This is a genomic window from Candidatus Arsenophonus nilaparvatae, assembly GCF_045346035.1.
In the GTDB taxonomy this organism is placed as follows: Bacteria; Pseudomonadota; Gammaproteobacteria; order Enterobacterales; family Enterobacteriaceae; genus Arsenophonus; species Arsenophonus nilaparvatae.
On record NZ_CP158507.1, the window covers coordinates 452,090 to 476,476 of the forward strand.

Here is a 24,387-nt window from a genome sequence, read left to right on the forward strand (position 1 = left end):
TCCCGACGTTGTTAATGAAAAGGTAAAAAAGATGGCAAAGAAAATAACGCGGCTTAAAGCCGTGGCGGCTTCCTGCACCCCGCAAACCCGTGAGCAGGTGATAAGCGATATTAAAAGTCTGGGCGATATCCAGCGGGAAATGACCCGGCTGGAGACACAGATTAACGATGAAATTGCGCGCTTAACCCATCAACATGCGGCTGATATTGAAGCCATGAAAGCCCGCATCACCCTGTTGCAAAGAGGTATCCAGACCTGGTGCGAGGCCAACCGTGAAGAGCTTACCCAAAACGGCAAAACCAAAACCGCCAACCTGATAACCGGCGAGGTGTCATGGCGTAACCGCCCACCGTCCGTTTCGCTAAAAGGGATGGACGATATCCTGCAGGCGCTGGAAGAAAACGGACAGACCGACTGCATTATTCGCAAAGCACAGCTTGATAAAAATGCCCTGCTCAAAAATCAGGACACTATCCAGCGACTGAATATTCCCGGCATTACGTTTCGCAACCAGCTTGAGGATTTCATTATTACCCCCTTCGAGCAGGAGGTGGCCTCATGAGCTATCAGGAAATAAAACCTCTACGCCGTCAGATTGAAAGGTACATAAACCGCGGCATACATCACCTGCGGGCAGACCATTCCGCGGCGGCGTATCGTGACTTTCAAAATGCCTTCGAGATATTGGCCGAACTGATAGCACGATTAGATGAGGAAGACACATTATGAGCATTACCTGCATCAGCTGCCATCGGGCGACTCACCACCTGCAGCCCGTCCAGGCAGACGTTATTCAGCAACCTGAAAGCGGTGAGTGGGGGATTGACCTGTTACTGACCTGTCCACACTGCGGACAGCGGTATAGCGCCTGGGTACTTAATTGGGATGTCGTGCCGCTAAAAGGTATCACGGCAAAGTCGCCATCAATACCACCCCATCATCAAACGCACGAGGTAAATAAACCATGAACCTTGACCTTTGGTTAGTTTTTTTAGGGGGTGCCTTGCTCAGTGCCGTATTACCCGGTGCGGGCGCTATCCTCACGCTTAACCATGCCTTCCAGCGGGGATGGCGCAAGACGCTACCGCTTATTGCCGGTCAGGCCACGGCATTAGCTTTGATGGTGCCCATTGTGGCACTGAGCACGGAAGCGTTGCGCGCTTCAGCGGCCGCCTGGCTGTTGCTGAAAGGCATCAGCGTACTCTGGCTACTGTTTGCCGCCTACCGAACCTGGCGCGCACCGGTCATCATGGATGCCTACGATGTCGTGACATTGATCCGCGGCTCGCAACGGTTCTGCTGGGGTTTTCTGACCGATATCACCAACGCCAAAGCGCTCGCCTTCCTACTCGCCACACTACCGGTCTTTCTTAATCCGGCCCAATCGTTAGGGCCACAAATTACCCTTATGACTCTGACGATGGTAATGGTCGATGCGCTGATGATGACGCTCTACGCATTCATTGCCACTCGCTTGCGGCCTTATTTTCAATCGCCCGAAACCCGCAAACAACAAAACCGCCTGTTTGCCGGTTTCCTGGTGTTCATTGCGGTCAGCCTTTGTTTTATTGAACATCCGACCTTAATTCAGTGAAAGAGGATAAATTATCATGTGGATATTAATTTTAGCCCTATACGCCAGTCCCTATGCCGGTCATGCTTTTTCCACGCTGCATACACAGGAGTTTGACACGGCAACCGCCTGTCAACAGGCCGCCAAACAGTTCGCAGAAAAATTTGAAACCTTCAAGGATATTGATGCCAGGGCGATTTGCGTGAAGAAGTCATAGCAGAAAATAGGCGTACAATTCATTCAATTGTATAATAACGATATTCATTTTATAATCCTTCAAAACCCGAAGGATTATTTTTTTATTCATGGCATAAGGAATCCTGACCCAGACCAAAACGATAAAGGACGCCTCCGATGACCCGACAAAAATACCTGCAGTTAATCCATATCGCGGCCCATCATCTCAAACTGGACGACACGACTTACCGCCAGATGCTGCACAGGCTAACCGGAGAAACCTCGGCAAAAGCCCTGAATATCGGTCAACTGGCGCAAGTGTTAAACGCCCTGAAAGCCAAAGGCTTTCGTATCCAACCGACTCAACCCACGACGAAAAAGCAGACCGACCGTCCGCAAATCCAGAAAATGCAGGCCCTGTGGCAGGCAATGGCCGATGAGGGCATTGTCCGGGATGCGTCAGCAACAGCCCTGGCCCACTTTGTTAAACGGGAAACCGGCTGTGATTCGCCTTACTGGCTGGATAGCCAGCAGGCCAGCCAGGTTATCGAGAAACTCAAGCAGTGGCAAAAACGCGTGGTGAGGGCAACCTCATGCTAGAGCATACCTTTCGCAGTAAAGGGCCTGAGTTACTGGTTGAGCTGGCCGAGCACACCGCACAGACTGTTAGGCAGATTATCGACGTTGATCCCGCTGTTGCTAGCCAGATAGGCGATGCCGTCGCTAATCAAATGATGCGGGTCTGGGGCGGGCAGAATGTCTACTTTCCGATGGGGCTGATGTGGAAAATAAACCAGCGCGACCGGGAGATATTTGCCGATTTCAACGGCCATAACCACCGTGCCCTGGCACGCAAGTACGAAGTCTCGCTACAGTGGATTTATTCCGTGATAAAACGGGTTAAAAAAGAAGAGCTGGCCCGCATCCAGGGCAATCTGTTTGAAGATGAGGATAAGCAGGCAGGCTGATCATTTATAACGCGCTTTAAGTACCTCAGCATTTTTTTATTACTATTATCATTACGATAGCACCCACGCAAAGGCGATAAATATGCTTGATTCAACCCTGCTGGATTTACCCTGGGCAACACTCGTAACGCTGGCCTCTGGCTACATTAGCTACTTTATTGCCAATGTTGGTCTGAAAGAACACCATAAACCCATTGATATTCTCTTCTCTACACTGATTTTTAGCCTGTTGCCGACAGTAATATACCACGTGACACTTTGGTGTGGCGTCAATGCTTACGCAGCAGCGCTGCCAACCGTGTTGTTGGCATTTACCCTGGGTGCATTGTGGCGTAAACGGTTGTGCGCGTTTCTCCGGCAGCATAATATCTCATGGTCTGACAGTACCCACTCTGCCTGGCAGCAAATGTTTGGTCTGACGGATTATCGGGCGACCGAATTACTTGTGGTACTGAAGGATGGCTCGGGCTTGCTATCACGATTGCCGGGGCGCTTCGAGGAACTTCCAAATGGGCCTTTTACACTGGGTAATAACGGCGATGTCATTCTCTATGTCACGCATAGAAGTCCGGCAAATAGCGATGAGTGGGTAGAGTATGGCGATGTTATTCATCAGGACTACGGCGCTCTTGCCACTTACATCCCTGCAGATCAAATTACCAGAATAGGCATCAGGAGAAGAGAAGCAAAGCCATCATGCTCTTCTACCGACTGAACTGGATACGACTTGAACGAATCAGCCTAGCGGCTGCAAATCGTCTTCTGTGAAACTAGCGCCAGACATCTGAGCTAGATGTTTATTTTAAGGCCACTGTGAGCCTCGTTACGGAGTTTTCTCCCCCTAAACCATCCAAACCCGTACCGCTTTGTTCTCAGAATCGCTTTAAGCAGCTTACAGACATGGCCTATCAGTTATAGGTACCCAGATCATATATTTTGGTTATTTTTTAACCAAAAAAAACTTTGAAATTCCTAGGCGTCAAGCAGCAATATGATTTCAATAATCGATTAATTTGAGTGATGATTTCTGTTTCACTATGTGTAACTTAATCACCCTGACTTGTCCCAGATAGATCCAGTTTGTCCCAGGTAGATCCACATTTATCGCACGTTTCCCGTTTAAATATCTCACGTCCTATCATCAGGCATCAGATCCTGCGTCAGTTTCGGTAACTCTTTACTGATCCGTTCATAAAGCTGCAGCGCTTCCTGACGACCAAATAATTCACTAGCAAAGCGACTTAACAGATGATTAAAATGCGTCGCAATTACCGTACTAGCTGCAACCACCGTATAACCTTGCACTTGCGCCTGTTCACGTAATGCTTCATCGATCCAGATAGCCGGTAAACCAAAAGCAGGCTCTTGGGTCGCATCACCGATCAATTCCCCGATAGCACCACCTGGGTTAATTGCCAACCAACGCCCTGGATAGGATTCCCCCCGACCAATTTCTACCCCTTTCATTAAAATACGATAGACTTCGGGCTTCAACGCCATATTATCGCGAATATGTAACACCGGCGGTAAATAACCTATTTCTTTGGCAAATTTTTTGCGGATGCCGCCAATTCGATTAAGCAGCTCGCCATTTTGTCCCTGATCAACCAATGGGATCAAACGGTAACCAACCTCCATACCCAATGGATCTTCAGGCTGAACATCATCCCAACTAACCTCTACCGCCTGGTAACGCTGTTCAATTTTTTGTTGTTGCTCAACATCAATTACCGGTTTGGCCGAGCGTTTCATCAATTTCCAACCAATAAAACCTAATACCAAAGTAAAGAGCAAAAAAACAATATTTGGCATACCGGGGACAAGCCCAAGCAAACCTAATACTCCCACCGTTAACATCAATACCCGTGGGTTATCAAACAGTTGGCCCAACATCTGCTCGCCGACATCTTCATTAGTCGCAACCCGGGTAACAATCACACCAGCAGCGGTAGAAATAATTAATGCCGGGATCTGTGCCACCAGGCCGTCACCAATGGTTAACAAGGTGTAGATACTCGCTGATTCACCCAACGTTAAACCATGTTGAGCGACACCAACCACTAACCCACCAATGATATTGATCGCCATAATCATCAGTCCGGCGATGGCATCACCACGCACAAATTTACTAGCACCATCCATTGAGCCATAAAAATCAGACTCTTGGTTAACTTCTTTCCGTCGCGCTTTCGCTTCCGCTTCATCAACCAAGCCGGCATTCAGATCGGCATCAATCGCCATCTGCTTACCTGGCATACCATCTAACACAAAGCGGGCACCCACCTCTGCTATTCGACCAGCACCTTTGGTGATCACCATAAAGTTAATCAGAATCAGAATAATAAAAACCACAATGCCAATCGCAAAATTACCACCCACCAGAAAATGGCCAAAGGATTCAACAACCTTACCTGCTGCCGCCGATCCGGTATGTCCCTCTAACAAAATAACGCGGGTTGAAGCCACATTGAGTGATAGTCGTAATAAAGTGGAAAACAGCAAAATAGTTGGAAATGCCGCAAATTCAAGAGTGCGCTTGGTAAACATGGCCACTAATAACACCATAATCGAGAGGGCAATATTAAAAGTGAACAACATATCTAATAAAAAAGGCGGCAATGGCAATACCATCATCGACAAAATTAATAAGATCAATATTGGTCCGGCTAAAATTTGCCATTGAGTATCTTTTAAGTCTTTAGGTAAACGCAATCGTGAGGCTAAGTTAGCCATGAGTATTATTATCTCCTGCAAAATCCAGTCCCTGAGGTACTGATACATTAGTTGGTTTCTTTGGTTTCAATCCGCCTTCTCGCTGCCAACGTCTGAGCTGATATACCCAGGCCAACACCTCTGCTACCGCGGCATAAAGTGTTGCCGGAATATGACCACCGACTTTGCTATGGCGATAAAGTGCTCTTGCCAGAGGTGGTGCCTCCAGCACTGGAATACGATTTTCTTCACCCAGTTGCTTAATATTTAATGCAATTAATCCAGCCCCTTTAGCCAATACTTTAGGTGCTTGCATGTTTTGATTGTCGTACTGTAAAGCAACTGCATAGTGAGTCGGGTTAGCAATAATAACATCTGCCTTTGGCACATCAGCCATCATTCTACGGCGGGAAATCTCTCGCTGTTGCTGACGAATACGTGCTTTAATGTGTGGATCGCCCTCTTGCTGTTTGAATTCATCCTTGATTTCTTGGCGAGTCATTCTAAGTTTTTTCAAATGGCTAAGCAGCTGATAAATAAGATCAAAGCCGATTAGTGGAATAAGCATAAATATGGCAATATAAGCAGCAAATATCATTAATTGTGTCGCCTGAGTTAATGCCAGATAACGCGGTTCGGTGACTAAATGATAAAAGTGAGGAAGATTGACCCACACAAAAAGGCTGATACCAATAGAAACTAATATAACTTTCAATAATGCTTTAAACAGTTCTGCCAATGCATGGATTGAAAATATGCGTTTCAATCCAGAGATTGGGTTTAATTTTTTCCAGTCAAATTTAATCGACTTAAAATTAATATGTATACCACCAAAAAAACTAGGAGCAGCAAAAGCGATTAATACCAATCCGGCTATAATCGGCAATAATGCGTTGAGGCCAACTTTAATCGACTCAAACACTAATTTAGGCAATAGGTGACTATTGTATAAAATATATTTATTAAAATAAAAAGTCTGTGAAAAAAGTATATGGAGCTTTTGATAACAATAATGGCCACAAACCCAGAATAGCGAAACACCGGCAATTAACATGCAAAAAGAACTTAATTCACGGGAACGAACAACCTGGCCATCTTCCTTTGCTTTTTCCTTTTTTCGGGCAGTAGGTTCTTCGGTTTTTTCTAAATCACTCTCTTGTGCCACTCCCTTTTACTCCGTTAATTTTCTTTTGACAAAGGAAAGGCGCTAAGCTTGCCATAATAAAATCAACTTAAAAGGAAGATAACAGAGAAGGAATAGTTATTATTTCCGCTATTAGCTCAGATGAAAAAATTATAATAAGATAAACATAGTTAATATTTCTTCACTATATAGAATCATTAAGTTATGGCTAATATCCATTGATATTAATTTGCTGATATAACAATGAGTGATCGTTTTATCTATTTTGTTTTTTTCATTCTATAAAATACGATCATGAGGAAAATGTACAACCTGATTAAAACTATTAATATTTCACATCTTTATAAAATGAATCTATACTTTATAAACTAGATAAATATTATTTGGTTAGGGATTATTATGAGAAAATTACTATTAACTTGTAGCATGGGTTTATTCGCATTTATCATCACTGCTTGTTCAGAAGAAGAGAAAAAAATCGACTATATCGGTGCAACCGATACCTGTAAAGCTTATTTCTCTGAAGTTGATTCCTTAGTTACTAAGGCTTCTGAAAACCCACAAACCAAAGCACAACTTGATTCTATAAAAAATCAACTTGAAGATGGTAAAAAACAGATCATTGCCCTGCCTAAAGATCAGCAAGATAAAGCTTGCCGACAAGGCATCGATGCGATGAAGCAGATAAAACAGTCGTTAAATATGAAGTAAATAATATTCGATCATTATTTAAGAAGAGATACATTGCTTATTTTATTTTGAATAATCTTGTATCTCTTTTATTTTTGTTGGCTATTGTAAATCATCAATAACCATAAATAACCGCGAACTATCCACCGTAAGTCTACCAGCCAGTTTCTAAACTTAACGCGATAAGATTCAGCTTCTTTGTGTTACCTACTGCTTATACTTCATTCTTATGTTTTACGTCATTTATTGAATAATCTGTTCAATTTTCTGCTCAAAAATTCCAGCAGCAAAATATTTCACCGCATATTTGCTGGCTCCGCTTTAGAGACAATAATAATGTCTTCCGTTCTATTAACCATAATACTCAGTGGGTAATAGGACGGATCACGCTTTTTAATCATTTCTTGCACAAGATAAGGCGCTGCCACACAACCAACAACGCCCTTGTTCGGTTGTTGAGCCAGAATTTGTCATATAACTTTGCGTATTGACACTGTTTAATGTAAAAAACTATCTAATCAGATTTTCAACAAAGATAGTTCTATTGTTATAACTGACAAAAGCCAGATTTTGCAGCATAAATTTTAACAAAAAGTGAATAACCCCAACGAATAATGACCTTATGAAATATTAAAAACAACAATATTTGCGCCATCTCATTCAAAACGTTCTTCTGCTTTATGAAAATATTTGATAAAGCGCGTCTAAATAGTTATTTATTTTTTCGTTGAGGTAACATTATCTACCATTGTCGGTAGATAATATTGCTGATGTACTAAAGCAATTACGAATTCTTCAATTGACTGCCTTTTTCTTTAGTCTCTTTTGTAAGCTGTGGCCGCTGATTTTCATGAATAATTGCCGCTTCACGCTCTTTATTTAACACCAAAATACTAATTCGACGATTAGCGGCTGCCGCTGGATTGGTTTCTAATGGTACCGTTGAGGCCATGCCTACCACACGGATGATTTTATATTCTTTCAAACCACCACTAATTAATGTCCGGCGTGAAGAATTTGCCCTATCTGCCGATAATTCCCAGTTACTATAACCATAACCGCCCTTAGCATATGGGGTACTATCAGTATGGCCAGCAAGACTAATTTTATTCGGATAATCATTCAATACCGGTGCTAAAATATGGAGAATTTTTCGCATATTTTTGTCAATTACCGCACTGCCAGTGCCAAACATAGGCCGACTTTCACCATCAATAATTTGTATCTGTAAACCGTCATCAATTAAATCTATTAATAAATTAGATTTTACATCCTGCAAACGAGGATCATTCATAATTAATTGTTCCAGATCCTGTTGTAATTTTTTAAATCTTTCTGGTTCACTGTCTGGTAGTTGAATAGTTTTCTCTACTGTTGTATCACCGTCTTGATAAATAATTTCTTGGCCACCACCAGGTATCGGTTTAGTAACATCACTACTATTAGTGCCTTCATTTAATGAAGTTTTCAGTGGTGTACGAAAATAATCGGCAATACGAGTCAGTTCCTGAGGACTAGAAATAGATAAAATCCACATGACTAAAAAGAAAGCCATCATAGAGGTCATAAAATCGGCATAAGTAATTTTCCATGAGTCAGTGTGATAATAACCCTTTTTTTTACGCCGTTTTTTCTTGATGATGATAGTAGATTTTGCTGTTTTCATAATCAAGAATCTTTAACATCAGAAGAATTGGTACCAATCGGATTCTTCATACTACGAACATGATTTTCTAATTCATAAAAAGAGGGCCTATCATCTAAAAATAGCGTTTTCCGACCAAATTCTACCGCAATTCGTGGGGCATAACCGTTAAGGAATGACAGTAAAGTGACTTTAATACATTCCATCATCTTAATTTGCTGATGGCTCTTTTGTCGCACCAAATTTGCTAATGGTGAAATAAAACCATACGCCAGTAGAATTCCCAGGAAAGTTCCAACCATCGCATTAGCAATTAATATTCCCATCTCGCCAGCAGGCCTATCCGCAGAAGCAAGTGCATGCACCACCCCCATCACCGCGGCAACTATACCAAAAGCAGGTAATGAATCACCTAACATACTTAAACTAACCGCAGGGATTTCAGCTTCATGTTCAAAAGTGGCAATTTCTTCATCCATTAATGCTTCAACCTCATGGGCATTCATATTGCCAGTAACCATTAATCGCATATAGTCAGTTAAAAAGCTTATTAAATGCGGATCATTTAATAATTTAGGATATTGAAAAAAAATGTCACTCTGATGTGGATTTTCAATATCTCGCTCCAACGATAAAATTCCTTCTTGGCGCGCTTTTGATAGTAATAGAAATTGTAGTGCCATTAGATCCATATAAATTATTTTATTATATCGCGAACTTGTTAGTAATTTTGGTAATATCTTCAATGTTGCTTTAATCGCTTTGCCATTATTTGCTACGATAAAACCACCTAAGCCAGCCCCTAAAATAATCAAAAACTCGGCCGGTTGATAAAGAGCAGACAAATGCCCCCCAACAAGTAAATAACCACCTAATACTGCTCCAATAACCACAAGATAGCCTAAGAATATAAGCACCTGATATTCCCTTTATTGATAATGATGAACTAGAGATCCGTATTCAAAGCTAACATACCGACCTATAAGAGAGCTATGGTAAACCTAAACCATAATTCTCTATTTTATAAGCTCAGTTGCTCCACTACTGAATTTTCCCCAATACTTGCGGATGAATATCGGCAAATTGACAAGAATGTTTACGTTTTTTGATCGCCCTTGAAGGTGGTTGGCATAAACTACAAGCAAAACTGTTCACTGGTTGGTGTGCATGGGTAATAAAAGTTCCACCACAGCAGCGACAAGTTGATGGTTGCAACATGCCACTATCAACAAATCGAACTAGCGTCCATGCCCTTGTCAAAGCAAGTATAGGTGGTTTGCTTGGTTCAGTGCAGCATTGTTCCAGATACAAACCATAAGCCCGTACGACAGCATTTATTCCCCTATAATGACCACTGGTTAATAAAAAGCGATAAGCATTATAAAACATAGAAGAATGAATATTTTGTTCCCAAGTCATAAACCAATCGGTTGAGAATGGCAACATACCTTTAGGTGGTGGATTACCCCGTAATTCCTTATATAACTTAATTAATCGTCCTCGGCTGAGTTGAGTTTCACTTTCCAACATTTGAAGACGTGCACCTAAATTAATTAAATCTATAGCCAAATGGATATCTTTTGCTTCTTGAACAATACTTTTACTCGCCATAATTATGCCCTTCTTTTTATCGATTTATCATTTTCCGATAATTGTTGGAACAAATGAGTTGATAATAAAATTCCAGTGTGAATTTGTTGTAGATCATCAACACGAGATTCTTTAGTTAATTGTTCAATCGTTTCGCTATTGTTAAATCTAAAATTACATATTAATTGATTAGTTTCAGCTAACTTAACTAACTGTGGTAATGTCAAACTAATCAATGAATCTGCCGTTTCCTCGGTGATACCCAGTCGAAACATAGCGGAAGCTTTTTCTTCCTTAATAAGACGTTGTGCAAGTAATAAATAAGAAAGGTTAATATCGTAAATTTGCTTCAATAAATCTGCTGTATTCATATTTTTATACTCATTTATTCTATTTAGTTAAATTTGCTGGTGTTTGGCTATAAGAGTACTTACCATTAATGATATCTAATGGGTTAAATTCTTTTTACTCAGCCGCTAAAAATTGCTCTATAAATCTATCTTAAAAACCAAAGTCTTATGGTCATAACTTACTTCAACATTTGTAAATTGAATAAAAATTCACACTTAATAACCAGAATAAGCTGCATCTTTATAGCTGATTCTTACGATTATTCAGTTGTACTTAGGCTATTTAAATTTGACGTTATGTTATATCAAAAATAGCCGGCTTTTGTTATTAAACTCAATATTAATTTTTTTTATTAATTTATCTACTCAGAAAAATAGAATAATAACTAAGGTTATTTTATTAATTTAATCAATTAATAAATATTAAAATAACCATTAATTAGCAATACATGAAACAATAAACGCAACATAACGACAATAAGAAGATTATAATGCTATAAAATCAGCAAAAACCAATACACATGCAAATGAAAAAAACACAAATACGACATTTATCATTGTAAACTATTTTTTGTAAATTTTATTTACGTTGAGAATGAATAATAATTCTCTTACTTATGAATATCAGTGACTCATAACGAATTTAAAAATAATTTATACAATTCAATATGTTAGGTAAGTAAAAAATCTTATTTAATAAATTTTTAGGCCAAAAATAACATTGAAGATATTTTCATATAAAAAATCACTTATTTTACGATAAAAAATATATTATTCTTGATATAAAAATGTTTTATAAAATAAAGATATTCTTAATAGAGATTTTTTTATTTAAAATTTAGAATATATAATACAAATAATAAAAGAAATATTTTTAAAAATATAATATAAAAATAATAATTTTTTAGTAAATAATACCTGGTCTTATAGGCTTATAAAGCATATTTAGTTATAAATTATTTATTAAAACAATTATCAATTTAATCAGCTTTAAAAACCCTTTACCTATGGCAAAGATATTCAGTGCAGAAATAATAATTCACTAGGTTAGGAGGATGTTAATTTATATTTAGTCACTCTCTTTTGGTATCACATAAATACCTGCATCTGCCGTATTCTCATTAAAAAACCAAATACCAGTAGGATATTCAGGCAACTCAATTAAATACATTACTCCCTCATTAAAAGGCTCTATTAATCGAATAATGCCTTCTCTCATCTGCTCGCCATCAGTCTTTACTAAAACGCTATCATTGATTTTCATCGGTTATGCCAAAAAATTGAATGTTGTACCAATACTACAAAATAATAATAAAGAAGCCTGCCGCTTGCACGACAGGCTTCAAGAAATCCATTTATTTAACTAATCTTAAAGAGCAGTTACATTCGCTGCAGCTGGGCCTTTCGAACCATCTTCAATAGTAAATTCTACATTTTGCCCTTCAGCCAGGGTTTTGAATCCATTTCCTTGAATGGCAGAGAAGTGAACGAATACATCTTTGCTACCATCAGAAGGAGTGATGAAACCAAAGCCTTTAGATTCGTTAAACCACTTCACTTGACCCTTCATTTTGTCAGACATGTGCCTTTTCCTATATAACTAATAAACATTGCCGCTTTCGGCAGGTATACAAAAGCCTACATCACTATTTAATTCATGGAAGCACTCAGCAAGAAACGGTCGAAAGGCTATCAAGGATAACGCTACTCATAACACATTAACTTAAATGTCGTAAATAAAATAGATCTGTTTATTAGGCTTCCTCCCATTAACGCACGAGTAGTTAATAATATCAATAGTTTTATGCTTTTGTTTAAGAAAAAAATCGAATTTTTTCAAGAATATTCTTCGTTAACCCAATAAATTAATAAAAAAATCAAAATGATCTAAATAAATCCATAAATATAAATTTTTTTTCTGTTTGGGACGATTCCTAATCAATAGAAATTTTGTTTAAAATAAAAGAAAAAAAGATATGTCGATAACTCAAGCAATTTAATATACTAGTCTCAGGGTTTAGATTCATCTATAAATCTAATCAATTAAGGTAAATATCATGGATATGATAAAAGTAATCCTGAATGAAAATCTCTGCCAAATAAATAAACAGCAAAACCGTAATAATAGGCCTTATCTAAATTGGCAGTTTATTACTGCCCATCCATACCTATGTATAGGAATGGTCATGACTTACTTGCTAACAGCGATTCTAATCTATCATACCTCGTACTTTGGTTTGTACTGGACAATCGGTTTTACACTTTTTTTTCTTTTGCTCGCCGCTGCATTACTGTTTGATATCAAACCAACATACCGCTTTAAGGATATTGGGATACTAGATTTACGTGTATGTTACAATGGTGAATGGTTTGTTACTGAAAAAGTATCAGATGCTGCGATTAATAAAATACTTGCTGAGCCAACTATCAACAATGCAATCAAAACCGAGTTAAAACGTCTTATCAAGCAAAAAAACAAAATAACATTTTATGATATATATCTACTTGCATACCCGCCTAATTCAATAAAAAATCGCTCATAATTCATATAAAACTCATATAATATCAGATAAATAGTTTATTTTTGATGCAATGTGATTACAGTATAAACAAACAGTAAAGATATTATATTTTTAACGTTGACAGTGGTGCAGGACATCGTTAGTATGCAGCCAGCTTTTTTAGCTTGCTTAATTCCTCCATAGTTCAGTCGGTAGAACGGCGGACTGTTAATCCGTATGTCACTGGTTCGAGTCCAGTTGGAGGAGCCAAATACTTAAAGCCCGCAATCATGCGGGCTTTTACTTTTTAGTTAACATACCATAATTATACGCCGCCAAAATTTACTTGTTTTTCATCCAATTCTTTTAGCTAATACAAAATACGCCACTCAATTTGGTCAATTTTTTAAACTTCTACAACATAAGACTCGGATTTTTAAATCTAAAATCTTGGCTCTTGATTACCTTATGACCAAACAGTGATTATTTTCATTTTTACACTTTACAACTAAGATAAGCCCCGCTATTATTCCGCTCGTTGTGAAGCGCACAGCCAATTCCTCCATAGTTCAGTTGGTAGAACGGCGGACTGTTAATCCGTATGTCACTGGTTCGAGCCCAGTTGGAGGAGCCAGATTCTTAAGAAAACCTGCCTAATTGGCAGTTTTTTTGCTTTCATAGGCAAATTAGATAGATTAAAAATCAACCGTTATGCTTACTAGAACGCAACCTCTCGCTAGCCAACATATTGTTATATTCAAAACTCCGCACTGCTGATTAATATAACTCCTTTTGGTCTTTGACAAATTGACTTTCTATCGATAACATTCAATGCTCATCTAATGTTATTCCTCCATAGTTCAGTCGGTAGAACGGCGGACTGTTAATCCGTATGTCACTGGTTCGAGTCCAGTTGGAGGAGCCAAACAATCTTAGCTTATACTTTTGTTATTACTTTTATAACTTATTAGTTTGATACAGGTTAATCTGCTATTTAATATAGCTATTTTGCTTTTTTCACTTTATCATCTCTAGTTAACATACTCACAACTCATCTTTTTCATTATCTACTTTTAAGATAGAGTCAATTTAATGACCCAAATCACGACAACTATTAAAATTCGCCGCCCAGACGACTGGCATGTTCATTTTAGAGATGATGATATATTAAAACTTGTTGTGCCTTATACTAGCCGATTTTTTGGTCGAGCTATTGTTATGCCAAACTTGGTACCGCCAATTACTGATATTAATCAAGCAAAATCTTATCGAGAAAGGATCCTTGACGCGACCCCTGCAGAACATTCATTTACACCATTAATGACCTGCTACCTAACCGATTCCACTGACGCCCAAATAGTAGAAGAAGGCTTCAATCAGGGGATATTTACTGCCTGTAAACTTTACCCAGCCAACGCAACGACTAACTCTAAATATGGGGTATCAAAGATAGCCAATATTTATCCCGTTTTTGCCAAAATGGAAAAAATAGGTATGCCACTATTAGTTCACGGTGAAGTCACAAACAGTGATATTGATATTTTTGATCGCGAAGCCTATTTTATTGATCAAACGATGGAGCCTATCAGAAAAAATTTCCCCAGCCTAAAAATTGTGTTTGAACACATTACCACTAAAGAAGCCGTTCAATATATATTGGCTGGTAATGAAAAGCTGGCTGCGACCATCACACCACAACATTTAATGTTTAACAGAAATCATATGTTAGTTGGTGGCATCAAACCTCATTTATATTGTCTACCTGTTCTAAAGCGCAACATCCATCAAAAAGCATTACGTGAAGCAATAACAATAGGTTGTCAACGCTTTTTCCTTGGCACAGATACTGCACCCCATACACAAAATAGAAAAGAGTCTGCCTGTGGTTGTGCCGGTGTTTTTAATGCACCTACGGCCCTTGCAGCTTATGCTACCGTTTTTGATGAAATGAATGCGATGAAAAACCTTGAAGCGTTTTGTTCATTAAACGGCGCTAAATTTTATGGCTTACCTGTTAATGAAGGGTTTATTGAACTTAAACGTAAAAAAGTAATTATACCTGACAAAATTTCCCAAGGTAAAAATCATTTAATTCCTTTTTTAGCAAATGAAGATGCTAATTGGGAAATCAATGTACTATAATTCTCTACTATAAAGTTACCATGGCAATGGTTGATTATTAATTTATCAACCACGGTCATCTTTTATCATATGATTTGTGCTTAAAAAACAGCTATTTCATTAAAAATAACGCTATTATCGAGGTTTATTTTATTAACAATATATTATTTATAATCAATATAAGATCATACATTAGTTAATCTGTTTAGCAAAAAAATTCTATAAAATAAACAATAAAACTAATAAAAATCCAGAAAGATAATGAATATACTTTCTGAAAAGTATTATTAATAAAGCTAAATTATATAAATAAACTAAATCAATTAATAAACAATATTAAGCTAATATGGGTATTCAATTAAATACTTACTATGATATTTTAATTATATAACAGTAAGACATTTACAAAATTTTATCGTTATTTCTTATTTTACTTATAGCAAGAAATCAATAAGAAATTTATCGTTTATCTATTACTTAGACAAGGATGTTTTGTAATGAAAGTTTTAATCATTGACGAATGTTATTATACAAGATTAGGCATCAGTGAATATTTATCAAAAATCAATAAACTACAGTTTATTAGTCAAGATAATATTAACTCTGCCATTAATCATATTAATAATTTTTCTCCTGATGTTGTTTTAGCCAATTTAACACATTATTGTCATCATGCAGAGTATTGTAATCAACTACAAACATTTATTGAAAAACTACATAATGTACGTTTCTATATTTATCTTGATTCTCCTTACCCTTTCACGAATCGGCCCATCTTACTAAAAAATCAATGTTTTATTATGTCTAAAAAAATATTAAATCATGTATTAGAACGTTTAATAGAAACCAATAGCATATTAAAAAATATCACTTATTTATCCAATGACAATGCATCTATTTTTAGTTATCAAGAGCAAAAAATTATCAAAAATTGGATGAATGCAGTACCTAATCACGTTATTGCCAGAAAACTTGGAATTAGTAATAGCACTGTGTATTCCCATAAAAGACACATTACTGAAAAAATTTTTGTTAATAATCGAATTGAACTTTTTTTTGTTTATAATATTTTTAAATATATATATTCGAATGATTAAAATATTTTCTATTTACAAAAGGAATACAACTTAATCATATTATAAATAATATAATTAATTTTATTCTTAATTTATATCAATTTTCTTGCTTTGCATTTATTTAAAATGAGTACGACCAATCATTCTCGTGCTCAATATCTTTTATTTCATTTACATCTGATATCATTGATAAAATACTTTAATATATGATCTTTAATAAGTTATACCAACCGCTAAAAAGAAAGACCATATTAAATTGCAGCATATCACCCTCATCAACGGAAAAACGTATAGTAACCCCCTCTTAAAGCAAACCAATGTTAAGTAGTGAATGGCGGTTAAATATACAATTATAGTTTTAGCTTTGCTAAAAAGGTGTCACAATAGATAATATTAATATTAATACTGACTAAACAAAACGCAGATGATAAAAGTAACTCCTTTTAAAATTTCATATTTACATCCCCAATATTGGCTAACATGGTTAGGAATTGGGCTCCTTTATTTACTGGTTTTACTACCTTATCCTGTTATCTATTGGCTAGGAACTCGCCTTGGACGGTTAGCCAAATATTTTCTAAAAAAACGCCTACAGATTGCAGAGCGTAATTTAGAACTCTGCTTTCCGGCTATGAGTGCGCAGCAACGCCAGCAAATGATCGATAAAAATTTTGAGTCGGTAGGTATGGGATTATTTGAGACAGGTATGGCCTGGTTCTGGTCTGATAAACGAATACAACACTGGTTTACGATTAAAGGACAGAATAATATTGAAAAAATTCAGCAGACAGGGCAAGGGATCATCGTAGTAGGAATTCATTTTCTAACGCTCGAATTAGGCGCTCGTATCTTTGGTATCTTAAATCCTGGTATTGGTGTTTATCGTCCAAACGACAATCCAGTAATGGATTGGTTGCAAACCCGAGGACGGTTGCGCTCTAATAAATTTATGCTTGATCGCAAAGATATAAAGGGCATGATACGCAGCCTAAAGCACGGAGAAATTTTGTGGTATGCGCCAGATCACGATTATGGCCCAAGAAAAAGTGTTTTTGTGCCTTTTTTCGCTGTCAAACATACTGCTACCACTATTGGTACCCATATTCTGGCAAAACTTGCCGATCCAGCCATAATACCTTTTACCCCCAGGCGATTAGCTAACGCAAAAGGTTATGAATTGCTTATCCAACCGGCAATAACCCACTTGCCACAGCAGGATGAAATTTCTACTGCAGCTTTTATGAATAAATTGATTGAGAAACAGATTATGCAAGCGCCCGAGCAATATATGTGGCTACATCGTCGATTTAAAACTAGACCCAAAGATATGCCATCGCTTTATGGTGAGCTTGATAACATACACGATTAATAAAGCTACCAGTGACTGTGTTATCTGACCAGTCACTAGGCTTATCCAGACAATTTTTTGCTAATGCACTATCATTAAATTAACTATTGATTAAATGCTAAAATATCACCCTAATATGTGATTAAATGATGGCTTTATCATTTTTTTTACTTCAAATTAAATTTATTATAAACAATATAATAACAATCAGAAAATGAACATTTATCTTATTGATTTACATGATTTTTAAATTTAATAATAATTAAATTTAAAAATTTACATTAACTATATTTTCTGTTTTTAATCTATCTAAGGTAGGAAAAATAATATTTTTGTCGACTTTTTTATAAAAAATGGGTTAAATAAAAGTAAATATAGTTTTCTAATAATTAAATAGAAAATAATATTGCACGATATTGGATTAACAGCAATATTTGAACTGAAAAAGAGAATATTTTATAACTTAAGGCTAATATTTTTTACTTTTATAATTTCACTGGTAGAGTATTGATGGGGAATATTTAGATGCAACGCACAGTCACAAAAACTAAAACCTTCTTTGGTCATCCCTATCCTCTGAGCTCTCTCTTCTTAACTGAGATGTGGGAACGTTTTTCATTTTACGGCGTGCGGCCACTGTTGATCCTCTTTATGAGTGCAACCTTATTGCAAGGAGGAATGGGATTAACAATCGAGCAAGCATCAGCTATTGTTGGTATTTTTGCCGGTGGAGTTTATATTACCTCACTCCCTGGCGGATGGTTAGCTGATAACTGGCTTGGGCAGCGTAAAGCAGTTTGGTATGGATCACTAATTATTGCATTAGGCCATCTCTCCATCGCGTTTTCTGCAATTTGGGGTAATAGCCTATTTTTTATCGGATTATTATTTATTGTACTTGGAACGGGTTTATTTAAAACCTGTGTTACTGTTATGGTTGGTACTCTGTATAGAAAAGATGATACACGCCGTGATGGCGGATTTTCACTGTTCTATATGGGAATTAACATAGGCTCATTTATTGCCCCGTTAATTATTGGACCACTTTATGAAAAATATGGTTGGCATATCGGCTTTGGCCTTGGTGGAATTGGGATGCTGGTTGCTCTACTTATCTTCCGATTTTATGCCGTCCCCCAAATGCGTCGCTATAGTAAAGAAACAGGTATTGATGCTAGTTGGGAGCAACCAACCGTCAAGCGTAAAAACATTGGTAAATGGATCACATTTGTAATGGTATTATTGGCCGCTATCGTGATATTTATTGCGACCGATATCGTGCCATTTAATGCTACCATTGTGGCCAAAAGTTTTGCTTATATTATTGCCGCCTTTGTTAGCCTCTATTTTATTTATATGTTTTTCCTGGCAGGATTAAATCAAAATGAGCGGATGCGCTTATTAGTCTGCCTCATCTTACTTATTTCAGCGACATTTTTCTGGTCAGCTTTTGAGCAAAAACCGACCTCATTTAATATTTTTGCTCGTGACTATACTGATCGCCATCTTAATAATGGCTTTGAAATTCCAACTATTTGGTTTCAATCAATTAATGCGCTTTTCATAATCACTCTTGCCCCGCTATTCAGTTGGCTATGGCCAACAATGGCTAAGCGCAATATAAACCCGACTAGTACCACAAAATTTGTCGTAGGTATCTTATTTGCTGCTGCTGGGTTTGCCGTTATGATGCTAGCCGCAAACATAGTTATCATGCATAATATCAATGTTTCACCTATTTGGTTAATCAGCAGTATATTATTATTAACCTTAGGTGAATTATGTTTAAGTCCAATTGGACTAGCAACAATGACATTACTGGCGCCTAAAAAAATGCGCGGACAAGTCATGGGGCTTTGGTTCTGTGCTAGCGCGTTAGGTAATCTGGTTGCAGGAATTATGGGCGGAAATATCAATAAAGAACAGTTACAATCTATGCCGACACTATTTTCCCACGTTTCTATTGCCCTAATAATTTGCGCTGCGGTATTGGCAATCTTAATTATTCCTATCAGAAAAATGCTACAAAACGCCGATCAACAAACAATTTAGGCTAAATAATGAATTTCTTCCCCTCGATCGAAAAATTAAGGGGAGCTATTAATAACAGATAAAAATCAAAATGTTGACTATTTTCAGCATCAAAACTATAAGCTAACCACTTAGAATAGCTATCAACCTAAAACTATATTACAGTAATAAACTAGACTCAGACGACTCATTTGATATGACAAAAATAGCTATCATCTTTTTTGATAAATCGTATTAATTGATTCTAATTCTATTGACCAGCTTACAAGGCAATCACTATGACTATTGAATATGCAGTAATTAGTGGTGGATGTTTTTGGTGTACCGAGGCGATATTTGAACAGGTAATTGGTGTAAAATCGGTAGAAAGCGGATATACCGGTGGAACTGTAGAAAACCCCACTTATGAACAGGTTTGCTCCGGTAATACAAGACATGCAGAAGCTATTCGCATCGCTTTTGATCCACAACAAGTAAACTATAATGAGTTGCTAGATATCCACTTTGCTACCCATGATCCAACTCAATTAAACCGACAAGGCAATGATATTGGTAGCCAATATCGTTCCGCTATTTTCTTCACCTCTGCGCAACAAAAACAAACCGCCGAAATAGCGATAAACAATGCCCAACAAACCTATGCAATACCGATAGTAACGACCTTAGAGCCTTTTAAAAAATGGTATCCAGCAGAAAAATATCATCAAAATTTTTGGCAGAATGAAGGTCAACAGAACCGTTATTGTTTAGCTATAATCCCTGCCAAATTACAAAAGCTACGCTCACTTTTTGCTAACAATTGCCGCTCACCATCGTAAGCAAACAGTGAACTTTTAACAAAAGAAATAATTAGCATGGTATTGGGGATTTTTGCTGCCATTTTAATATCGACAATTATTAATCTTTTATAAACGCTTATTAAAATAACTGCTATTTAATCACCATCGCCTACTAATTATTATCTTTTATATTCTAAGTGATAATTTCACGATTCAGCTATGTTTGTTACTTATACTGCGATGCAAGACTTTTAATTCGCCTAAAGTTGTGACTTGTTTTTTTATATCATAATAATTAACGTCATTATGATTCATTTTATCAATTAGTTTATTTAAATCTTTTTTATCAATATTTATTTTATCAGAATTAGAAACCACTTTATAAAGCTTAGTTATTGCCATTCTCATTGTATCCTTACCATTATCCTGAGTACTACGTCCATAATTTCCCATGTGAGAATTATCTGGTTGATAGTTAGCAGCGGCACTATTTTTCACACTAGCCAATTGATCCGATAATACGTTAGTGTGGCCAATATCACTAACTGTGGCATTCATAGAACTGTCACTTGATAATCGAATATAACCATGTTTATTACCAATACCGAAATTATTCATACCCTTTACCTAATAGAAATTAATTATTAACAAATATATGGGAGCGAAAAATTTATACTATTTTATATTAGGCTAAAACCAAAATCCGCTTAATAGAACATTTAGCCTTTATTAATCAGCTTCTTTTTTTAAACAGTATTGGCCCTTTCGACTAAATTAAAAATAAAGGTTCCGTCCTAATAAAACAGATACCCAATAAAATCAATAGCTGTTTACCATAAAACTGCTATCTGTTGCTTTGAACAAATTGAAGCAATCTTACTGTGACAGAACCAAAAATTATTCTTTAAAGGATATTTAAATGATCAACTGTAAATATACAATTCTCTGGCGCAGTTTTTTCACAGGCATCATAAATAAGTCCAAAAGGCCCATCTTCTTTTTTCCATAGGTTACCTACAGTTTGGATGGTAAACTCTCTTTCAATTTCATTTTCATTTTCATTCGTTAAAACAAACTTCATATCTAGGGTTTTATCATCACCAACTAAATAGGTACAATGCTGAAACTTGCTAGGAGCCGTCTGACTTTCCTGTATTGCAAGTGCCATTTCAAAAGATTGTAGCGCTGCTTTTTCTGTAATAATGCCTTGCAACACTCCACGCCACTCTCCATTTATTCCATCTGCGCGGAAAACACCGCTAGCACCTGCAATTTTATTTAATGCCGGACAATTTTCAGTGGCCTGAGATGTTAGAGAAAAACCAAGTGATGATGCTACAATTATCATGGTTACTATTTTTTTCATGCCAAATGCTCTTATTTATATATTTGTACAAATTACTATTTATATATTTAAGTAGAACATGATTTGTATACCAGAAATACATTAATACAAGATTATATTAACTAAGATATGATTTGATTAATTTACAGTAACAACTGTTTTACAAAATTTTCTGTGATATTAAAATAATTTAGTGTTATTAAATTATTTTATTCACTATTTGGTTAATAAAATAGTTATTTATATCAGTTTTCAATTTTTTAATGTATATATTACCTGGTAAAATAATACTATTTTTTATGCTAATCGCTTGCTGATACTTTAAATCGTATAAATCCAGAAAAAATGTGTTGTAAGCAGGAATGAGGTTTGACTACTCAATTATTGATTGTTGAAGATTTTACTGAACATCAAAACTGAATAGTAATAAATAAAAAAATTGCGGATATTTGGCTAAATATCGATATTAAAGTAAAAATAAATTAATATTATCTTTAAATTACAATAAGTATTAATAATAAAGGAATAGACTTTATAATTTGTTAAAATGGAAGAAAAAACGCATTTTACAAAAATGACTAGCAAAATATTTTCTTTCGTGGTGAATATTAAGAAAAGCAGCGTTAACCACGCTGCCTTCATTTTACTTAATCAAACATTAACTTTATCATCTTAATGCTTGTTGTATGCTCTTTTCAAAGTCGTCCCAATTACATAAACCACTTTCATCAATTGGGCAATTCTCAAGCGATAAAGTGACCTGTTTTGGTGGGCTATTTAATGTCAATGGCGTCCCATCTCGCAATTGATTTACTGACTGATAAATATATTCAACTTTTAGATAATCTTTATTAGTTTTCTTATTATGCCAGCGCTGAAACACTAATTTGCCACCAATGGGTGTGTTTTCATATTGTTCAGGCAACTGATAAGGGGCAAAATCCAGAGCAGACATGACTGATGCAATATTTGCATCATGACCAAACATAATCAGCAATTTTGATTTTTCATTCTTATTTTGTTCAACAAAATGCGAATTTATATAGTTTAATAAAGGCTTAGCTATATTTTTAGCAACAATCTTAGTTGTAAATGCAACTGCATGATAGCCATTTTTAATTTCATTAAGTGTTTTCCATTGTTCTGGTGTATTAATTGTTCCCCAAGCAACGTCTTTTGTAGCAAATCCTTGGTAATACTGCAGATCAAAAACGTCTACAGCGGATGTTGCTAATCCTAACGGTCCAAATACAAGTGGCTGTTTATCGGCACTAATAATCATCTTATTGGGGGTACTAACCAGCTCACACAACTTGTCTTTTTTACATAGTGTTGAATTTTTAAAATCCAAAATAGTGGAAATTTGTTTATAAGCTTCTGCTAAATCTAAATGTACTAATTTTTCTGTCATAGCGGTTATGGCTTGCTGTTTAAATTCTGCACTGTTGTCAGTAATAACTAAGTCAAAAATAGGATCCAATTTTCCTTTAGCCATATCTGTTCGATAAAAAGCTTTAATCGAACAATCAGGAAAAGCACCAGTAATAAAAGATTGTGCTGTGGCAATAGTACGCTGTAGATTGTTCGCATAAATATAAACATTATTTGAGTCTGGACATTGTTCTGGCCGCAAAAGCCCTACTCTATCAAACCAAGACCCAAAGTAGTTTCCCATATAAATCTCTAATTGACGTCCTTTATTGGTAAGATTTCCATCTTTAGTATGCCAAATAGGCCAAAGTTTATTCGTTGCGCGGGCTAATATATCCTCATATATTATTGGTGCTCTTAAATTATGCCTCTTAAAATTAATACCTGAGTCAATTCATAATCTTGAAATTTTTCTAACGAATAACTAACTGGCGATATTAAAGCTAAAAGAAGCCATATCATTAATCTTTTTTTCATCTTTTCAACGCTCCTTTAAAGTTCATTATAATTTATTTTATTAATAAAACTTTATTTAGATGGAGTCAATTAAAAATAAATTTCATTTACCATAAAATTTTGACTTTGCTTGTTTTTAAGAATATTTATTAATTTCCACTTCAATTACATAAAATAAGATGGTATTTGGTAATACATTTTCTAGTAATAAATTTTGCTTATATTACAAACAACATAATCATTAACATAATTAATATTTATTTAATATCGGATGATTCCTTACGTACCTTTAACAAGCTGGCACTGCAATCAGAATAATATACTAATTATGATAATATGTTAGTGAAAAAAACTAAAATCTTCCACTAATTACAACGTATTAATTACAAGGCTGATATTACAAAAATAAAAGTCTATATAATATTTATTATTATATAAAATAAAAATTCT

Annotated in this window: 25 protein-coding genes, 3 tRNA genes and 1 pseudogene; 18 read left to right on the forward strand and 11 right to left on the reverse strand. The window is 36.2% G+C overall.

What is annotated here, in order from left to right:
• Positions 1–31 precede the first annotated feature (31 nt).
• The 8 genes from WH390_RS02240 to WH390_RS02275 all read left to right on the forward strand — a co-directional run bounded on the left by WH390_RS02240 (position 32) and on the right by WH390_RS02275 (position 3,433).
• The gene (locus WH390_RS02240) at positions 32–562 is read left to right on the forward strand and encodes a host-nuclease inhibitor Gam family protein (RefSeq protein WP_032116680.1); all 531 of its coding nucleotides are present in this window, start codon (positions 32–34) and stop codon (positions 560–562) included.
• Entirely contained in the window at positions 559–729 is a 171-nt protein-coding gene (locus WH390_RS02245; protein WP_187290976.1) for a hypothetical protein, read from the forward strand. The genes WH390_RS02240 and WH390_RS02245 overlap by 4 nt, the downstream gene beginning before the upstream one ends.
• Positions 726–968, forward strand: coding sequence for a hypothetical protein (locus tag WH390_RS02250; RefSeq protein ID WP_032116681.1), 243 nt, complete (start codon positions 726–728; stop codon positions 966–968). Before WH390_RS02245 ends, WH390_RS02250 begins: the two co-directional genes overlap by 4 nt.
• Positions 965–1,594 (forward strand): LysE family translocator, encoded by a 630-nt coding sequence (locus WH390_RS02255; RefSeq protein ID WP_032116682.1) that lies wholly within the window; start codon positions 965–967, stop codon positions 1,592–1,594. Before WH390_RS02250 ends, WH390_RS02255 begins: the two co-directional genes overlap by 4 nt.
• 16 nt (positions 1,595–1,610) lie before the next feature.
• Positions 1,611–1,790, forward strand: a complete 180-nt coding sequence (locus tag WH390_RS02260) for a hypothetical protein (RefSeq protein ID WP_032116683.1) — start codon at positions 1,611–1,613, stop codon at positions 1,788–1,790.
• A gap of 137 nt (positions 1,791–1,927) precedes the next feature.
• Positions 1,928–2,350, forward strand: coding sequence for a gp16 family protein (locus WH390_RS02265; protein WP_032116684.1), 423 nt, complete (start codon positions 1,928–1,930; stop codon positions 2,348–2,350).
• Positions 2,344–2,718 carry a Mor transcription activator family protein gene (locus WH390_RS02270; RefSeq protein WP_032116685.1) on the forward strand — a complete coding sequence of 125 codons (375 nt, stop codon included), beginning with the start codon at positions 2,344–2,346 and terminating at the stop codon, positions 2,716–2,718. Before WH390_RS02265 ends, WH390_RS02270 begins: the two co-directional genes overlap by 7 nt.
• A gap of 229 nt (positions 2,719–2,947) precedes the next feature.
• Positions 2,948–3,433: a hypothetical protein gene (locus tag WH390_RS02275; protein WP_406850622.1), complete on the forward strand. Its 486-nt coding sequence runs from the start codon at positions 2,948–2,950 to the stop codon at positions 3,431–3,433.
• A gap of 428 nt (positions 3,434–3,861) precedes the next feature.
• On the opposite strand, the pseudogene WH390_RS02280 reads toward WH390_RS02275, so the two are convergent.
• Positions 3,862–5,451, reverse strand: a pseudogene (locus WH390_RS02280) (flagellar biosynthesis protein FlhA); the annotation flags it as partial.
• Positions 5,444–6,595 carry a flagellar biosynthesis protein FlhB gene (flhB, locus tag WH390_RS02285; protein WP_032116603.1) on the reverse strand — a complete coding sequence of 384 codons (1,152 nt, stop codon included), beginning with the start codon at positions 6,593–6,595 and terminating at the stop codon, positions 5,444–5,446. The pseudogene WH390_RS02280 and the gene flhB, both read right to left, overlap by 8 nt.
• 378 nt (positions 6,596–6,973) lie before the next feature.
• On the opposite strand from flhB, the gene WH390_RS02290 reads away from it, so the two are divergent.
• A complete protein-coding gene (locus tag WH390_RS02290) occupies positions 6,974–7,285 on the forward strand; it encodes a DUF5339 domain-containing protein (RefSeq protein WP_032116604.1) in 312 nt (103 codons plus the stop codon).
• A 763-nt stretch (positions 7,286–8,048) separates the two neighbouring features.
• On the opposite strand, the gene motB is transcribed toward WH390_RS02290, so the two are convergent.
• The 6 genes from motB to cspE all read right to left on the reverse strand — a co-directional run bounded on the left by motB (position 8,049) and on the right by cspE (position 12,431).
• On the reverse strand, positions 8,049–8,930 hold the full coding sequence (gene motB, locus WH390_RS02295) for a flagellar motor protein MotB (RefSeq protein ID WP_069187518.1): 882 nt from the start codon (positions 8,928–8,930) through the stop codon (positions 8,049–8,051).
• A 2-nt stretch (positions 8,931–8,932) separates the two neighbouring features.
• Positions 8,933–9,826, reverse strand: coding sequence for a flagellar motor stator protein MotA (motA, locus tag WH390_RS02300; RefSeq protein WP_032116605.1), 894 nt, complete (start codon positions 9,824–9,826; stop codon positions 8,933–8,935).
• A gap of 124 nt (positions 9,827–9,950) precedes the next feature.
• On the reverse strand, positions 9,951–10,520 hold the full coding sequence (flhC, locus tag WH390_RS02305; RefSeq protein WP_032116606.1) for a flagellar transcriptional regulator FlhC: 570 nt from the start codon (positions 10,518–10,520) through the stop codon (positions 9,951–9,953).
• A gap of 2 nt (positions 10,521–10,522) precedes the next feature.
• Positions 10,523–10,870, reverse strand: coding sequence for a flagellar transcriptional regulator FlhD (flhD, locus tag WH390_RS02310; RefSeq protein ID WP_032116607.1), 348 nt, complete (start codon positions 10,868–10,870; stop codon positions 10,523–10,525).
• Positions 10,871–11,918: 1,048 nt separating this feature from the next.
• A complete protein-coding gene (dsrB, locus tag WH390_RS02315) occupies positions 11,919–12,113 on the reverse strand; it encodes a protein DsrB (RefSeq protein WP_406850640.1) in 195 nt (64 codons plus the stop codon).
• Positions 12,114–12,218: 105 nt separating this feature from the next.
• Positions 12,219–12,431 carry a transcription antiterminator/RNA stability regulator CspE gene (gene cspE / locus WH390_RS02320; protein WP_026823671.1) on the reverse strand — a complete coding sequence of 71 codons (213 nt, stop codon included), beginning with the start codon at positions 12,429–12,431 and terminating at the stop codon, positions 12,219–12,221.
• A 475-nt stretch (positions 12,432–12,906) separates the two neighbouring features.
• On the opposite strand from cspE, the gene WH390_RS02325 reads away from it, so the two are divergent.
• The 9 genes from WH390_RS02325 (at position 12,907) to msrA (ending at position 20,744) form a co-directional block, all read left to right on the forward strand.
• Positions 12,907–13,392 (forward strand): YlaC family protein, encoded by a 486-nt coding sequence (locus WH390_RS02325; protein WP_310512613.1) that lies wholly within the window; start codon positions 12,907–12,909, stop codon positions 13,390–13,392.
• Positions 13,393–13,544: 152 nt separating this feature from the next.
• A tRNA-Asn gene (locus tag WH390_RS02330) sits at positions 13,545–13,620 on the forward strand.
• A 288-nt stretch (positions 13,621–13,908) separates the two neighbouring features.
• A tRNA-Asn gene (locus WH390_RS02335) sits at positions 13,909–13,984 on the forward strand.
• Between the two features lie 215 nt (positions 13,985–14,199).
• Positions 14,200–14,275 (forward strand) — tRNA-Asn (locus tag WH390_RS02340).
• A gap of 167 nt (positions 14,276–14,442) precedes the next feature.
• Positions 14,443–15,492, forward strand: coding sequence for a dihydroorotase (gene pyrC, locus WH390_RS02345; protein ID WP_406850641.1), 1,050 nt, complete (start codon positions 14,443–14,445; stop codon positions 15,490–15,492).
• A gap of 476 nt (positions 15,493–15,968) precedes the next feature.
• Complete coding sequence (locus WH390_RS02350; RefSeq protein ID WP_310509040.1) at positions 15,969–16,568, forward strand: LuxR C-terminal-related transcriptional regulator; 600 nt, start codon at positions 15,969–15,971, stop codon at positions 16,566–16,568.
• Between the two features lie 403 nt (positions 16,569–16,971).
• The gene (locus tag WH390_RS02355) at positions 16,972–17,916 is read left to right on the forward strand and encodes a Kdo(2)-lipid IV(A) acyltransferase (RefSeq protein WP_406850642.1); all 945 of its coding nucleotides are present in this window, start codon (positions 16,972–16,974) and stop codon (positions 17,914–17,916) included.
• Positions 17,917–18,420: 504 nt separating this feature from the next.
• Positions 18,421–19,947 (forward strand): peptide MFS transporter, encoded by a 1,527-nt coding sequence (locus WH390_RS02360; protein WP_406850643.1) that lies wholly within the window; start codon positions 18,421–18,423, stop codon positions 19,945–19,947.
• A 257-nt stretch (positions 19,948–20,204) separates the two neighbouring features.
• Positions 20,205–20,744, forward strand: a complete 540-nt coding sequence (gene msrA / locus WH390_RS02365; RefSeq protein WP_406850644.1) for a peptide-methionine (S)-S-oxide reductase MsrA — start codon at positions 20,205–20,207, stop codon at positions 20,742–20,744.
• 174 nt (positions 20,745–20,918) lie between these two features.
• Here the strand turns inward: msrA and WH390_RS02370 are convergent, their stop codons facing one another.
• The 3 genes from WH390_RS02370 to agp all read right to left on the reverse strand — a co-directional run bounded on the left by WH390_RS02370 (position 20,919) and on the right by agp (position 23,875).
• Positions 20,919–21,323 (reverse strand): hypothetical protein, encoded by a 405-nt coding sequence (locus WH390_RS02370; RefSeq protein ID WP_406850645.1) that lies wholly within the window; start codon positions 21,321–21,323, stop codon positions 20,919–20,921.
• A 286-nt stretch (positions 21,324–21,609) separates the two neighbouring features.
• Positions 21,610–22,071: a DUF3757 domain-containing protein gene (locus WH390_RS02375; RefSeq protein ID WP_406850646.1), complete on the reverse strand. Its 462-nt coding sequence runs from the start codon at positions 22,069–22,071 to the stop codon at positions 21,610–21,612.
• A 646-nt stretch (positions 22,072–22,717) separates the two neighbouring features.
• Complete coding sequence (gene agp, locus WH390_RS02380) at positions 22,718–23,875, reverse strand: bifunctional glucose-1-phosphatase/inositol phosphatase (RefSeq protein WP_406850717.1); 1,158 nt, start codon at positions 23,873–23,875, stop codon at positions 22,718–22,720.
• Positions 23,876–24,387 lie beyond the last annotated feature (512 nt).